Here is a 14,031-nt window from a genome sequence, read left to right on the forward strand (position 1 = left end):
CACCCACCCGTCACGCCACCACCGGACCGCGCCCCGGCGCCCCCGCCTCGTGGTCCAGCCGGGGGTCGGAGACCAGCACCGCCTGCTGCAGCCGCTGCAGCTTCGCCGAGGGTTCAAGACCCAGCTCCTCCGTCATCGCCATCCGCAGCCGCTGATAGACGGTCAGGGCGCGGGTGCGCTGGCCGGAGCGGTGGAGGGCGAGCATGTACTGCCCGTGCATGCCCTCGTGGAAGCGGTGCTCCACAACCAGTGAGGCGAGGTCGCTCAGCACCTCGAGATGGCCGCCGAGCCGCAGCCGGGTCTCGATCCCGCGCTCGGTGACCGTGAGCCGGGACTGCTCCAGCCGGGCGACCTCCGCCTGCAGCGGGCGGCCGTGCGGGGTGACGTCGACCAGGGCCGGGCCCTGCCAGAGGGCCAGCGCCCGCCGGAAGGAGAGGTCCGCCGTCCGCTCGTCGCCGGCCTCCAGCGCCCCTTCGCCCTCGGCGACCAGGGCGCGGTACTCGTGGACGTCGAGCTGGCCCGGCCCCACCACCATGGCGTAGCCCCCGGGCCGGGTCTGCAGCACATCCCGGGTGACGACGGCCGACGGCATCCCCAGCACCTCGGCGAGCAGCTTGCGCAGATGCAGGATGTACGTCTGCAGCGTGGTCAGCCCGGTGCGCGGCGGATGGTCGCCCCACAGCTCGGCCATCAGCGACTGCACCGGCACCATCCGGCCGGCGTGGAGCAGCAGCAGGGACAGGACCTTGCGCGGCTTCATCGCGCTGGGCACCCCGGAGCGGGTGCCGAGGCCGAGTGTCAGCGGTCCGAGCACGCTCACCCGCATGGGTGGCACCTCTCTTCGGGCTTCATGGGCGGTAGGCACGGACGAGCAGGTCGGCGGCGCTTTCGCAGACGGCCGCGGCCGCCGCGTCGGCGAGCGGGCAGGTGCCGTACATCGACTGGTAGAGCCCCTGCTGGACGATCAGGGCCACGAACTGGCGGGCGGCGGTGGCCGGTTCCGGCACGTTCAGCTCGCCGCGGCCGGTGCGCCGGCCGAGCATCTCGGCGAGGTACGTCACCAGTTGCTGGGGCTCTCCCTCGGCGCATGCGGGGCGCAGCGAGGGGTGGCGGGCGACCTCGGCGATGACCAGGCGGCGCAGTGCGGAGGCCCGTTCGTCGAGGAGGACGGCGAGCACCCGGTGGCCGAAGTGGATCAGCGCGGTGCGGGCGTCGCCGTCGTCGTACGCCTCGGGGGGCCCGCTGCCGTCCGGTCCGAGGGCGTACGGGGAACCGGCGGCGAAACCGGCCGCGACCCGCTCCCGCTCCTCCTCGACGGCGGCGATGAACAGCCGTTCCTTGTCGCCGAAGTGGTTGTAGACGGTCTGCTTGGACACGCGGGCCTCGTCCGCGATGACGTCCACGCTCGCCCGGTTGTATCCCTCGCGCAGGAAGACGGCCACGGCCGCCTCCAATATCGCCTGCCGCTTGGCGGGCTGGGGGCCCGCGGGCCGCCCCACGGCGCTGCGCCGGGGACCGCTGTCCGTCCGCAACGGCCCAACCTCCTCGCTCCGAGCCGGTCTTGCCCTCGATGGACGTGTGAGTCTAGCCTTCGTTTACTGCAATGGACTAGCCCGTCCAGTCCAATTAATTCATCGGCAGATCATGCCGTTTCCGCACCGCTTCACAAGGAGAGCTCCCATGAGCGCACCGGAGAGCAGCGGGGCCCTGAGCCCCCTCACCCTGGCACCGGAGGCGCAGCGGCAGCTGTTCCTGGAGGCCCGGACGGCCAACACGTTCACCGACGAGCCGGTGACGGACGAGCAGGTCCGCGCGATCCACGAGCTGGTCAAGTACGCCCCCACCTCGATGAACCAGCAGCCGCTCCGGGTGGTCCTGGTGCGCTCGGAGGAGGCGCGCGCCCGGCTGGTCGCGCATATGACGGGGCGTAACCAGGAGAAGACGGCCAAGGCGCCGCTGGTCGCGGTGCTCGCCGCGGACCTGGACTTCCATGAGGAGCTGCCGCGGCTGGTGCCGTTCATGGAGAACCCGCAGCAGATCTTCGCCGACCCCGGGATGCGGGAGGCATCGGCACGCTTCAACACCGCGCTGCAGGTGGGCTACTTCATCCTCGGCGTGCGGGCCGCGGGGCTCGCCGCCGGGCCCATGATCGGCTTCGACCACGCGGCCGTCTCCAAGGAGTTCTTCGAGGACGGGCGGCACGCGGCGGTCTGTGTGGTCAACATCGGCAAGCCGGGTCCGGACGCCTGGATGGGCCGGCTGCCGCGGCTGGAGTACGACGAGGTCGTCCGCACCGTCTGAGACCCCGTCCGGAAGAACGGCCGTCCGCTCCCGTGGCCTCTCGGCGCGGGAGCGGACGGTCGGCGGGGCTTGCCGGTTTCGGTCAGCTCTCGATCAGTTCATGGAACGCCACGGTGTCGAAGATGTCCTCCATCCTCGCCGCCTTGCCGTCCCGCATCGTCCACGAGTGGACGAAGTCCAGCGTCACGGTCGTACCGCGGCGCGAGGTCACCTCACGGGTGCCGAACACCACGACCCGGTCGCCCTGCTCGATGAACTCCCGCGGCGCGAGCTTCATCCCGCCCAGCACGGTGGGCACATGGGCGAGGAACTCCTTGATCCCCGCATGGCCCAGCTTGGTGCCGCCGAGCCCGTACTTGGCCATCCCCTCCGGATGGACCCACTCCACATCGGGGTGCATGCCCGACAGGATTCCCTCGATGTCGCGGTCGCGGAAACCCGCGTAGGAGGCGCGAATGGCCTCGATGTTCGCTGATGCCATGGTGGTCGCCACTCCTCAGACGGCGGTGTGCCGCGGCGGCTCGGACGGAAGGTGCTCGGGGTGGAGCGCCTGGAGCGTACGCCGCACGCCCTCGCGCCACGGCACCCGGCAGGGTCCGGTGATCTCGCGCCGCCGGGTGGGGTCGAACTGATAGGTCTCGCGGGTGACCTCGCTGGGCACCAGCCGGGCCCGCACTCCGGTGAGCTCCTCCAGATGACGCACGCAGTCGGTCATCCCGACCGCCTCGTCACCGCCCCAGTTGACCAGCGTGGCCGGGGCCGCGGCGGCCTGCCACAGATGGGGGACGTGGGCGACGAGATCGTCGGTGTGGAGGAGCGAGCACCAGTTCTGGCCCTCCATGGGCACCGGTATCGGCTCGCCCGCGAGCATCCGCTTGAAGTAGAGCATCGGCACTCCGCCGTAACCGCCGGGGCCGTAGGCGATGTTGAGCCGGGCGATGGTCGTCGGCAGGTTCAGCACCTGGGCGAACGCCCGTGCCGCACCCTCGGCGGCGATCTTGCCCACCGGGTAGGCGGGCAGCCAGTCGGCCACCCCGTCCACGGGGTCGTCCTCCGTGTACGCGTGGTCGAGGGTCTGCCGCTTGTAGAGCGCTCCGGTGGAGACGAAGAGGAACGCCTCCGCCCGCCGGCAGTGGCTCATCAGCCGGCCGGTGGCCACCGAGTTGACCTCGATGGCCGCGTTGACGTCGCCGTCCTCACCGCGGCGCACCGCCGAGTGGAAGACATGGGTGAAGTCGTCCGGCAGCCCCTCGTACGCGGCCGCGCCCAGGTCGTTCATGTCCCAGTGGAACGTGGTGATCCCCTGGTCGTTCAGCTCCTTCTCGACACCGGGGGTGCCGAACCGGCCGAGGCACCACACCTCATTGCGCTCGGCCAGCGCCTCGGCCACCGGCCGGGCGACCTGCCCGGTGCCCCCGGTGACCAGGATCTTCTTGCCTTCCACCCTGCTCTTCTCCTTGTGCCGGGCCCGGTCGGGCCGCTGCCTGGCCCGATCGGGCCGCTGCCTGACCCCGTCGGGGCCGCTGCCTGGCCCGCCCGGGCCTATGCCTGGCCCGCGGTCCGGGCCCGGTCGGCGTCGCCCAGCGCACGGTCGAGTTCCCTGCGCAGAACCGCCTGGAAGGCCGCGACATGCCGCGGGCCCATCAGTGTGTAGTGCTCGCCGGGCACGTCCAGATACCGGTTCGGCTCCGTGGTGTGCTCGTCCCACCGGCGCAGCTCGTTCTCCAGCCAGTCCTCCTTGGTGCCGCGCAGCGGGATCGCGTAGAAGACCGTCATGGAGCGGGTGGTGCCGCTGGGGTGGTAGTCGCGGCCCAGGGTGGTGAGGCCGTGGGCCAGCTCCGCCCAGGCGGTGAACGTGCCGAGGTCCAGGTCGAGTTCGTCCAGCCGGCCGCGCGGGGCGATCCGCAGCAGCTGCGCCAGCTGCTCCTCGCGGGGCAGGGGGCGCAGCTCGGCCGGGAGGTCGAGCGACTGCTTCTTGTTGATCAGGTCGAGGAAGAAGGCGAGGTTGGTCGCGGTCTCGACGAAGTCGAGCTCCTCCATGCGGTACTTGATGTGCGGCGGAAGGTTGAAGCTGCCGACGAAGTCGACCCGCTCGCCCTGGGCCTCCAGCGCCTTGGCGATCTCGAAGGCCACGGCGCCGCCGTAGGAGTAGCCGGCGACGGCGTAGGGCCCGTGCGGCTGGCGGGCGCGGATGGCCTCCACATAGCACTCCACCATCTCCTCGAAGCTGGTGAAGGGCTTCTCGTGCTCGTTGAAGCCACGCGCGCGCAGCGCGTAGAACGGCCTGTCGCCGACGAAGTACTTGGCGAGGTTGACGAAGACCAGCACCTCGCCGACGCCGGGGTGGACACAGAACAGCGGGGTCTTCTCGCCGCCGGTCTGCAGCGGTACGACCGGGTCGTACGCGGCGGCGCCGGGCGAGCCGCCGTCGCCGAGCCGGGCGGCGAGCTGCCGTACCGAGGGCGCCGTGAGCACCGTGATGACCGGCAGGTCCGCCACGCCCAGGCGCCGGTGGACCTGGCGGCGCAGCCGAAGGATGTCCAGCGAGGTGCCGCCCAGGTCGAAGAAGCCGGCGGTGGCGCTGATCCGCTCGGGGGCGGTGTCGAACATCTCGGCGTAGATCTCGGCGAGGATCCGCTCGGTCTCGCCCTCGGGCGGGGTGTGGCCGCCGAGCCGGCGGGTGGTCAGCTCCGCGACCCGCTCGATGACCTCGTCGTATCCGCCGGACTCCAGACGGTGGCGCATCCGCCGGCGCAGCGTCTTGCCGAGGCTGGTCTTGGGGAAGGCGTCCTTGGGCAGCGGCAGGATGAGGTAGGGCCGGAAGCCCCAGTGCATCACGACGGTGGAGCGGACCGCGGTGATCATGCGGTGCAGCCCGGCCTCGTCGTCGTCCGCCGGTTCGGGGCTGACGGCGATGACCAGCTGTTCGGTGTCGCTGCCGGGGCGGCGGGTCGGGAACGCCGCGACATAGCCGCTCGCCACGTCGTCGAGCTGCTCCAGCGCGGCCTCTATCTCATGGCTGAAGTAGTTGACGCCATTGACGATGACGCTGTCCTTGCTGCGCCCGACGAGGGTCAGCCGGCCCTCGTCGATCCGGCCCAGATCGCCGCTGCGGAACCAGCCGTCGGGGGTGAAGGCCGCCTCGGTGGCGGCCTCGTCGTGGTAGTAGCCGGTGGTGATCATCGGCCCGCTGAGCTGCAGCTCGCCGATCTCGCCCGCGGGCAGCGCGCGGTGGTCGTCGTCGGCGACCCGGATCCGCAGCCCCTCGACGGGGGTGCCGAGGTTGGCGAACTCCTGGCCCACGTCGGTGACCGGGAACGCGCGGTTGTAGATCGATCCGGCGCAGGTCTCGGTCATGCCGAAGGCGGGCCAGAGGGCTCCCTCCCGCAGTCCATACGGAGCGTAATGGGCGAGGAATGCCTCACCGGTCGCGACGACATTCGCCTCACCGCCGCTGACGATATGGCGCAGCGCGCTGAGATCGAGCCCTTCACCGCCCGCCGATATCTCCTCCGCTATCTCCTGGACGGAGGAATTGAGCGGGCCGAGGAGGAAGTTCGGCGTAAAGGTCATCGTGACCTTGTGGCGGGAGATGATGCGGAGAAAGCGCAGCGGCTCCTCGAGAATGACCGAGGCTTCCGCGTGCAATTGCTCGGCGCCCACGTACAGCGGCAGCATATGCGCTTCCAGAAGCGCGGCCACATGGTCGTAGGAAATCCAGTTGAAGGTGGTGTCGGCGGCGGTGAGCTGTTGTTTCCCCGCCTTTCCGGCCATCGACGCCAGGATATTTCCATGGGTGAGCTTGACCGCCTTGGAATTCCCGGTGGAGCCGGAGGTCAGCACCAGCAGGGCGAGGTCCTCCGGGGCCGCGGAGTGCACGGCGGACGACTGCCCGCGCCCGGCGCCGGAGGGGTCCTCGGCCTCGTCGCGCAGCTCCTCCACCACGGCCACCGCGAGGCCGGGCACCGTCGGCAGCTCGGCGCGCATCGCCTCGGTGGTCACTAGCAGGGGGCCGTCCAACAGCCCGTTGACATGGGCGAGTTGGGCCGACCAGCGGGCCGGGTCACCGGAGATGGGCACCATCGGGCAGGGCACGAAGCCGCCCAGCAGACAGGCCCAGAGGGCGGTCAGGAATTCCGGCTGGCGGTCCAGCAGCAGGGCCACCGTGTCCCGCGGCCGCAATCCCCGGCCCCGGAGTGCGGAGAGGAGGCCGAGCGCCGATTCCAGGAGTTCCGGGTAGGACTGCCGCACGGATTCGCTCGCCGTGGGGCCGACCAGATAGCGCACCCCGGAATCGGCGTGGTCGCGCGCCGCCCGCAACAGCAACTGGGCAACTGAGAGCGGCTCCGGGTCTTCCTCCGGTGCCGCTGGTGCCGAGGTATTCAAGGGTTGTGACGTCATTCCCCCACGGCCCTCTTCCTTCCCGATTCTGAGGCCACGAAGGTAACAGTCCCAAACATTTGTCTCCATGACGCTCTACCGGTGCTCTAGCGAGACCCTAGCGGGGATTTCGCGGGGAGCAGGATTTTCTCGAAGAAGGGTGATCCGGTCCACAGGAAACGATGGCTGTGCCATGCATCTGTCCCCGGCTCGCGCGATCGTGCACAGGTACGCGGTCACCCCGGAGACGGCCGCCACCGGGGCGGGCGACAGCCGGGCGCCACCCTCCCGGGCCGGGGCCGACCCGGGCTTGACTCCGCAGGACCGCGATATATCGTGTTCAGTAGAGACACGATATGTTGCGTCGTCGTGACGCGCCGCACGTCCAGTCAGGGGAGGCCAGGGATGTCAGCCGGATCACAGTGGTCGATCACCGCACCACAGAAGCTCACCTTCGACGACCCGGTGTCGACCCTCGACGTCCGTATCGCCGGCGGCACGGTCAATGTGGTCGGCACCGACCATGGCCCCGCCCGTCTCGAGGTCTCGGAGATCGACGGCCCGGCGCTGAAGGTCTCCCATGTCGACGGCACCCTGAGCGTGGGCTATGACGACCTGTCCTGGAAGGGCTTCCGCAAGTGGCTCGGGCAGTGGAACCGCAGCGCCCATGTCACCCTCACCGTGCCCGTCGGCACCAGCGCCACGGTCGGCGTGATCGGGGGCTCCGCCGTGGTCTCCGCGCTGGCCGGCCGCGCCGAACTGCGCGGTGTCTCCGGCGACTTCACCCTGCTCGGGCTGACCGGGCCGGTGCGGGCCGAGACCGTCTCCGGCCGGGTCGAGGCGCAGGCCGTCACCGGCGAGCTGCGGTTCCACTCCGTCTCCGGCGACCTCACCGTCATCGAGGGCTCCGGGCCCTCGGTACGGGCCGAATCGGTCAGTGGCGATATGGTGCTCGATCTCGCCCCCGCCCCGAAGTGCTCCGACATCGACCTCACCACCGTCTCCGGGGAGATCGCCATCCGGCTGCCGCACCCCGCCGACGCGGAGATCGAGGCCAATACGGCCACCGGCTCGGTCTCCAACGGCTTCGACGATCTGCGGGTCAGCGGCCAGTGGGGGGCCAAACGGATCACCGGGCGGCTCGGGGCGGGCAAAGGCAGCCTCAAGGCCACCACCGTCTCGGGCTCCATCGCGCTGCTGCGCCGTCCGCCGTCCGAGGACGACACGGACACCACCGACGGCACCCAGGGAAAGGTCCTCTGATGCCCCCCGTATTCGCCCACGGCCGACTGCGCCTGTATCTCCTCAAGCTGCTCGACGAGGCGCCGCGCCACGGCTACGAGGTCATCCGGCTGCTGGAGGAGCGGTTCCAGGGGCTGTACGCGCCCTCGGCCGGCACCGTCTATCCGCGGCTGGCCAAGCTGGAGGCCGAGGGTCTGGTGACCCACACCACCGAGGGCGGCCGCAAAGTCTACTCCATCACCGACGCCGGACGCGCCGAACTGGCCGACCGCGGCGGTGAGCTCGCCGATCTGGAGCTGGAGATCCGCGAGTCGGTCGCCGAACTCGCGGCCGAGATCCGGGAGGACGTCCGCGGCTCCGCGAGCGATCTGCGGCGGGAGATGCGGGAGGCCGCGCAGCAGGCCCGCGCCTCCGGCGGCACCGGCGGCTCCCAGGAGAAGCACGGCCCGTGGGAGGGGCCGTGGGGCGACAAGGAGACCTGGCGCCAGGCGAAGGAGGACATGCGGCGCGCGAAGGAGGAGTGGAAGGAGCAGGCGCGCCGGGCGAAGGAGGAGAGCCGGCGGGCCCGGCAGGACGCCCAGCGCGCCCGTAAGCAGGCCAAGGACGCACAGGACTTCGCGCGCGAGGAGGTCCAGCGGATCGCCCGGCGGGTCCAGGAGCAGACGCAGGAGCACCTCCGGGCGGGCGACTGGCAGCAGGCGGTGCGCGAGGGGCTGGCCGAGGTGTCGCGCGGGATGAGCCGCATCTCCCGCCAGGGCACCTCGCGCTCGGACTGGGGCTGGGGCTGGGACGACGAGACGTCCGGGCCGGAAACCAAGGTCGAGCGGATGGACATGACCAAGCCGAAGGGCGGCGGCGAGGAGGAGACGCCGGCCGGTGGCAGCAGTGGGGACGGCGACGGCGGCGCGGCCGGGGTTCAGGAGTCCGTGTGGGCCAGGGACTTCACCCCCTCGGACGCCCCGGCCCGCGATCTGGAGCGGCTGCTCGACCGGCTCCGCGACGACATCCGCGACGCGGCCCGCGACCATGGGGTGACGGACGCCCAACTGGCCGAGGCCCGCCACCACTTGGGCGCGACCGCGGCTCGGATCACCGCGCTGCTGCGGGGGGACCAGGGCTAGGACGGCTTGCATCCACCGCTTGACTTGAACCGCGGTTGAAGTTCCAGGATCGGGGTCGGAGGGGCGCACCACGGGGGCGCCCCTCCGGTTCCGATCCCCTTTTTGCTTCTCAGCTCTTCCCGACCGCGAGGAGACCCTCATGTCCGCCCTGCGCAGCTCCGGTCCGCTGCCCGATCTCACCCGGCCCGATGTGGGCGCCGCGCTGTTCAGCACCTGGAGCCTGCGCACACCGGAACGCCAGCGGGCGGCGATCGACGCCATCGCCGCCACCTGGGACAGCCGCCCCTGGCCGGCGTCCGAGCTGCTCTCCTACAACCTCTACGCCGGTACGGACGGCGATACCCTGCTGCACCACTCCCAGTGGGCCAGTGAGGCCGCGTACCACGCCTTCGTCCGGACCCAGCGCCAGGAGCGCAACGACGCGATCGACAGCGCGGTCCCGGACGTCAAGCGGCTCGGCCTCTCCTCGTACCGCCACTACCGCAGCTTCCGGGCACCGGCCGCCCAGGGCGATACGCCGGACGCCGGGTCGGACGCCGGGCTGATCGTCGTGGTCGAGATCGACTTCGACGACCCCGATCCCGAGCTCCGCCGGTCCTGGACCGACCTGGTCATCGAGGCCCTGGAGAACGAGCCCGACCCGGGCCTGATCTCCGCCGACTTCCATCTGATCGTCGACGGCGAACGCCATCTGAGCACCGACCGCGCCCGGGTGCTCAACTACGCCCGCTGGAGCGACGCGGAGACCTACGAGGCGGCGATAGCGGCCGACGGGCCGCGCGGCGGCGGCTCGTCCCTCTGGGACCGGGTGCGCGACTTCCCCGGTCGGGTGGGGGCCTCGTCCCGCTCCTATCACTTCCGGCGGAGCTTCGTACCACCGTCGGCGGCGTCCGGGAATTCCGCGAATTCGCCGGAGCGCGGGGCCCGGTAGATCAACGCGCGGGCTCCGCGCCAAAGCCTCCGGCATATGCGCGCCGCCCTCTCGGCTTCCTCTGGCCGCCCTCTCGGCGTCCTCTTGCCGCCTCTGGGCGCGGACCGGATCCACCGGGTCTGTTCGAATTCCCCCGCGAATCCCCGACCCCACATTGCGGCCGTGGCGGGCGACTCGGTATTCAGATCGTCAATACGACCTTGCCGAACAGATCGCCGCCCGCCATCTTCTCGAACCCCTCCCGGGCCCGGTCCAGCGGCAGCACCGAGTCGATCACCGGTCGTACACCGCGGGCGGCGCAGAAGCTCAGCAGGTCCTCCAGCTCGTCCTTCCCGCCCATCGTGGAGCCGACGACCTTCAGCTCCAGGAAGAAGATCCGGTTGAGCTCGGCGGCCTTCGGGTTGGGGCCACTGGTGGCGCCGGAAATCACCAGGGTGCCGCCGGGCTTGAGGGACTTCACCGAATGCGACCAGGTCGCGGCGCCCACCGTCTCGATCACGGCGTCCACCCGGCGCGGCAGCCGCTCCCCCGGTTCGTACGCGCTCTCGGCGCCCAGCTCGACGGCGCGGGCCCGCTTGGCCTCGTCACGGCTGGTGGCCAGCATCCGCAGCCCGCCGGCCGCGCCCAGCACGATCGCGGCGGTGGCCACACCGCCACCGGCGCCCTGGACCAGGACGCTGTCGCCGGGGCGCACCCCCGCGTTGGTGAACAGCATGCGGTACGCGGTCAGCCAGGCGGTGGGCAGACAGGCGGCCTCCTCGAAGGAGAGCTCCTTGGGCTTGGGCAGCAGATTCCAGCTGGGGACGGTCACCTTCTCGGCGAAGGTGCCCTGGTAGCGCTCGGTGAGGATGGAGCGGGGCTCCTTCGGGCCGACGCCGTGTCCGCTCTGGCCGATGACGGAGTGGAGGACGACCTCGTTGCCCTCCTCGTCGATCCCGGCCGCGTCGCAGCCGAGGATCATCGGAAGCGACTCCTCGCCGAGCCCCACACCGCGCAGCGACCACAGGTCGTGGTGGTTGAGCGAGGCGGCCTTGACGTTCACGGTCGTCCAGCCGGGCCGGGCCTGCGGCTCGGGGCGCTCCCCCAGTTCGAGGCCGCTCAGCGGCTGGTCACGGTCGATACGTGCGGCATAGGCAGCGAACATGATCCCGACCTTAGGCCGCACGGCGACCCCACGGAACCACGCCACGGTGTGACCCCGCTCGCCCACCGGGCACAAGCCCACGGGCCGGGTCGCCCCTCCGGAGGAGGGGCGACCCGGCCCGTGATGGCACAGCCGTAATGGCACAGCCGTAATGGCAGGGCCCGCGATGGCCAGGCCCGCGACGGCACCTGGCCCTGGCGGGCGTCAGCGGCGGGCGACGCCCTCCGCGCGGGCGGCCGCGGCGACGGCCGCGGTCACGGCGGGGGCGACCCGGTCGTCGAACGGCGAGGGGATGACCTTGTCCGCGCTCAGCTCATCGGCCACCACCGCGGCCAGCGCCTCGGCCGCCGCGAGCTTCATGCCCTCGGTGATCCGGGAGGCCCGGACCTGGAGGGCACCCGCGAAGATGCCGGGGAAGGCGAGGACGTTGTTGATCTGGTTCGGGAAGTCGCTGCGCCCGGTGGCGACCACGGCCGCGTACCGGTGGGCGACGTCCGGGTGGATCTCCGGGTTGGGGTTGGCCATCGCGAAGATGAAGGCGCCGGAGGCCATCTTCGCCACCGCGTCCTCCGGCACCGTGCCGCCGCTGACGCCGATGAAGACGTCGGCGCCGTCCAGCGCGGCCTCCAGGGACCCGGTGAGCCCGGCCTTGTTGGTGAACCCGGCCAGCTCGCGCTTGACGTCGGTGAGGTCCTCGCGGTCCTGGGAGACGACGCCCTTGCGGTCGCACACGGCCACATCGCCGATGCCCGCCTCGGTGAGGATCCGGGCGATGGCCACACCGGCGGCGCCCGCCCCGGAGATGACGGCGCGCAGCTGCCCCAGCGCGCGGTCGGTCAGCCTGGCGGCGTTGCGCAGCGCGGCGAGGGTGACCACCGCCGTGCCGTGCTGGTCGTCATGGAAGATCGGGATGTCCACCCGCTCCTGGAGCTTGCGCTCGATCTCGAAGCAGCGGGGCGCGGAGATGTCCTCCAGATTGACGCCACCGAACGAGGGCGCGAACCGGGCGACGGTCTCCACGATCTCGTCCACGTCCCGGCAGTCGAGCGCGATCGGCACCGCGTCCACCCCGCCGAACTGCTTGAAGAGGATCGCCTTGCCCTCCATGACCGGGAGGGACGCCTCCGGGCCGATGTCACCGAGCCCCAGCACCGCGCTGCCGTCCGTCACCACGGCGACGACCTGGGACTTCCAGGTGTAGTCGTGGACCAGCTCGGGCTGCTCGGCGATGGCGCTGCAGACCTTGGCCACGCCCGGTGTGTACGCGAGGGACAGATCGTCCCGGTCGCGCACGGGCACGGTCGCCTGGACGGCCATCTTGCCACCGCGGTGCAGGGCGAAAGCCGGATCGAAGGGCTCTCCGCCGGTCGCGCCGTCGGCTCCTTCGCCACTGCCGCTTGTGCTGTCGCTGCGAGGATTGACCATCTCCGCTGCCACTGTTTGACCCCTTTGTCGTTTTTCTGTCGAGGGTATCCGCCCCAGGTTCGGAGCGGGCGGGCACCGCGTCGTCCCATTCAGCGGATGACCACCGCATGGGTCTGGGTACGAACGCCGGGCGCGTCGCACACACGCCCTGAGCCCCGGGTGAGGGGTGCCGTCTGTTCTACCTGAAGCGCGCGTCGAGCGACGAGCGAGTTCTGGTGCGGTGACGCCGGAAAAGCAGGCATTACGGCTGAAGGCGGGCGAATCTCTAGGGAAAGTCCATGCCTCTGTCACGCGCTGTTCTCCGCGTGATCATGAGCCCACCCCGCGCCTCCGGCCGTCGCTGTCCGGCCGGTGCCGCTGTCCGGTTGTGCACCACGGGGATCGCCCGTTATCCGATTTTGACATGGCCAGCGGTCCGCACGGGCCCGTCCGATGACAAGATGCCCCAATCACACGAGATCGCGACACCCACAAACGTGTTCCCGAGATCTCACCCCCTCACCCTGCCGGAGGAATCAGCATGACCGCCAGCTTCACGCCCCGTGGGGCCACCCTGAAGTCCCGGATGGCCTCCGTCGGCGCGATAGCGGTGGCAGGCGCCTTGCTGCTGACGGGCTGCGGCGACCAGACCGACAAGGCCACCGGTGGGTCGAACACGAACGCGGCCCCGCTCTTCAACCAGCTCCCCAAGGAGATCCAGAGCGCCAAGGTGATCAAGGTCGGCTCGGACATCAACTACCCGCCGGTCGAGTTCAAGAAGAACGGCGAGGTCATGGGCATCGACCCGGACATCGCCGACGCCCTCGGCAAGCAGCTCGGGGTGAAGTTCGAGTTCAACAACGGCACCTTCGACACCCTGCTCTCGGGCCTGCGCTCCAAGCGTTACGACATCGCCATGTCGGCCATGACCGACACCAAGGGCCGCCAGGAGGGTGTGGACCCGGACACCGGCAAGAAGGCGGGCGAGGGTGTCGACTTCGTCGACTACTTCACCGCGGGTGTCTCCATCTACACCAAGAAGGGCGCCAACACCGGCATCAAGACGTGGGACGACCTGTGCGGCAAGAAGGTCGTCGTGCAGCGCGGCACCGTCTCCCACGACCTGGCCAAGGCCCAGTCGAAGACCTGCCAGAAGGACGGCAAGGGCAAGATCTCGATCGAGGCGTTCGGCAATGACACCGAGGCCCAGACCCGGCTGCGCGGCGGTGGCGCCGTCGCCGGCTCCAGCGACTTCCCGGTGGCCGCGTACGCCGTGAAGACCTCCGGCGGCGGCAAGGACTTCGAGCTCGTCGGCGAGCAGGTGGAGGCGGCCCCGTACGGCATCGCCATCGCCAAGAAGAACACCCAGCTGCGCGACGCCATCAAGCAGGCCCTCGCCCTGATCATCGCGAACGGCGAATACGACAAGATCATCGCGAAGTGGGGCGTCAAGGAAGGCGCGGTCACCAAGGCCATCGTCAATGGCGGCAAGTGATCCGGCCCTCCCC

General features: G+C 70.6%; 12 protein-coding genes. 5 read left to right on the top strand and 7 right to left on the bottom strand.

Going from position 1 to position 14,031, the window contains the following annotated elements; genetic code table 11:
* Positions 1-10: 10 nt before the first annotated feature.
* Complete coding sequence (locus J8403_RS15380) at positions 11-826, bottom strand: AfsR/SARP family transcriptional regulator (RefSeq protein WP_211123680.1); 816 nt, start codon at positions 824-826, stop codon at positions 11-13.
* A gap of 22 nt (positions 827-848) precedes the next feature.
* Complete coding sequence (locus tag J8403_RS15385; RefSeq protein ID WP_211123681.1) at positions 849-1,532, bottom strand: TetR/AcrR family transcriptional regulator; 684 nt, start codon at positions 1,530-1,532, stop codon at positions 849-851.
* Positions 1,533-1,680: 148 nt separating this feature from the next.
* Between J8403_RS15385 and J8403_RS15390 the strand changes: the two genes are divergently transcribed.
* Complete coding sequence (locus tag J8403_RS15390; protein ID WP_211123682.1) at positions 1,681-2,301, top strand: malonic semialdehyde reductase; 621 nt, start codon at positions 1,681-1,683, stop codon at positions 2,299-2,301.
* A gap of 82 nt (positions 2,302-2,383) precedes the next feature.
* Here J8403_RS15390 and J8403_RS15395 read toward each other — a convergent pair whose 3' ends face one another.
* From J8403_RS15395 to J8403_RS15405, 3 genes are all read right to left on the bottom strand, one after another.
* On the bottom strand, positions 2,384-2,782 hold the full coding sequence (locus J8403_RS15395) for a nuclear transport factor 2 family protein (RefSeq protein WP_211123683.1): 399 nt from the start codon (positions 2,780-2,782) through the stop codon (positions 2,384-2,386).
* A gap of 15 nt (positions 2,783-2,797) precedes the next feature.
* On the bottom strand, positions 2,798-3,745 hold the full coding sequence (locus J8403_RS15400; RefSeq protein ID WP_211123684.1) for an NAD-dependent epimerase/dehydratase family protein: 948 nt from the start codon (positions 3,743-3,745) through the stop codon (positions 2,798-2,800).
* Positions 3,746-3,843: 98 nt separating this feature from the next.
* Complete coding sequence (locus J8403_RS15405; protein ID WP_211123685.1) at positions 3,844-6,702, bottom strand: non-ribosomal peptide synthetase; 2,859 nt, start codon at positions 6,700-6,702, stop codon at positions 3,844-3,846.
* A gap of 384 nt (positions 6,703-7,086) precedes the next feature.
* Between J8403_RS15405 and J8403_RS15410 the strand changes: the two genes are divergently transcribed.
* From J8403_RS15410 to J8403_RS15420, 3 genes are all read left to right on the top strand, one after another.
* Complete coding sequence (locus J8403_RS15410) at positions 7,087-7,944, top strand: DUF4097 family beta strand repeat-containing protein (protein ID WP_211123686.1); 858 nt, start codon at positions 7,087-7,089, stop codon at positions 7,942-7,944.
* On the top strand, positions 7,944-9,044 hold the full coding sequence (locus tag J8403_RS15415; protein ID WP_211123687.1) for a PadR family transcriptional regulator: 1,101 nt from the start codon (positions 7,944-7,946) through the stop codon (positions 9,042-9,044). Before J8403_RS15410 ends, J8403_RS15415 begins: the two co-directional genes overlap by 1 nt.
* Before the next feature lie 139 nt (positions 9,045-9,183).
* Positions 9,184-9,975: an antibiotic biosynthesis monooxygenase gene (locus J8403_RS15420; protein WP_211123688.1), complete on the top strand. Its 792-nt coding sequence runs from the start codon at positions 9,184-9,186 to the stop codon at positions 9,973-9,975.
* 181 nt (positions 9,976-10,156) lie between these two features.
* Here the strand turns inward: J8403_RS15420 and J8403_RS15425 are convergent, their stop codons facing one another.
* A complete protein-coding gene (locus tag J8403_RS15425) occupies positions 10,157-11,119 on the bottom strand; it encodes a zinc-binding dehydrogenase (protein WP_211123689.1) in 963 nt (320 codons plus the stop codon).
* Between the two features lie 204 nt (positions 11,120-11,323).
* Positions 11,324-12,556, bottom strand: a complete 1,233-nt coding sequence (locus J8403_RS15430; RefSeq protein ID WP_211123690.1) for an NAD(P)-dependent malic enzyme — start codon at positions 12,554-12,556, stop codon at positions 11,324-11,326.
* Positions 12,557-13,064: 508 nt separating this feature from the next.
* Between J8403_RS15430 and J8403_RS15435 the strand changes: the two genes are divergently transcribed.
* Complete coding sequence (locus J8403_RS15435; protein WP_211123691.1) at positions 13,065-14,018, top strand: ABC transporter substrate-binding protein; 954 nt, start codon at positions 13,065-13,067, stop codon at positions 14,016-14,018.
* The last annotated feature ends 13 nt before the right edge of the window (positions 14,019-14,031 follow it).

This window comes from Streptomyces yatensis (assembly GCF_018069625.1).
GTDB lineage: Bacteria > Actinomycetota > Actinomycetes > Streptomycetales > Streptomycetaceae > Streptomyces > Streptomyces yatensis.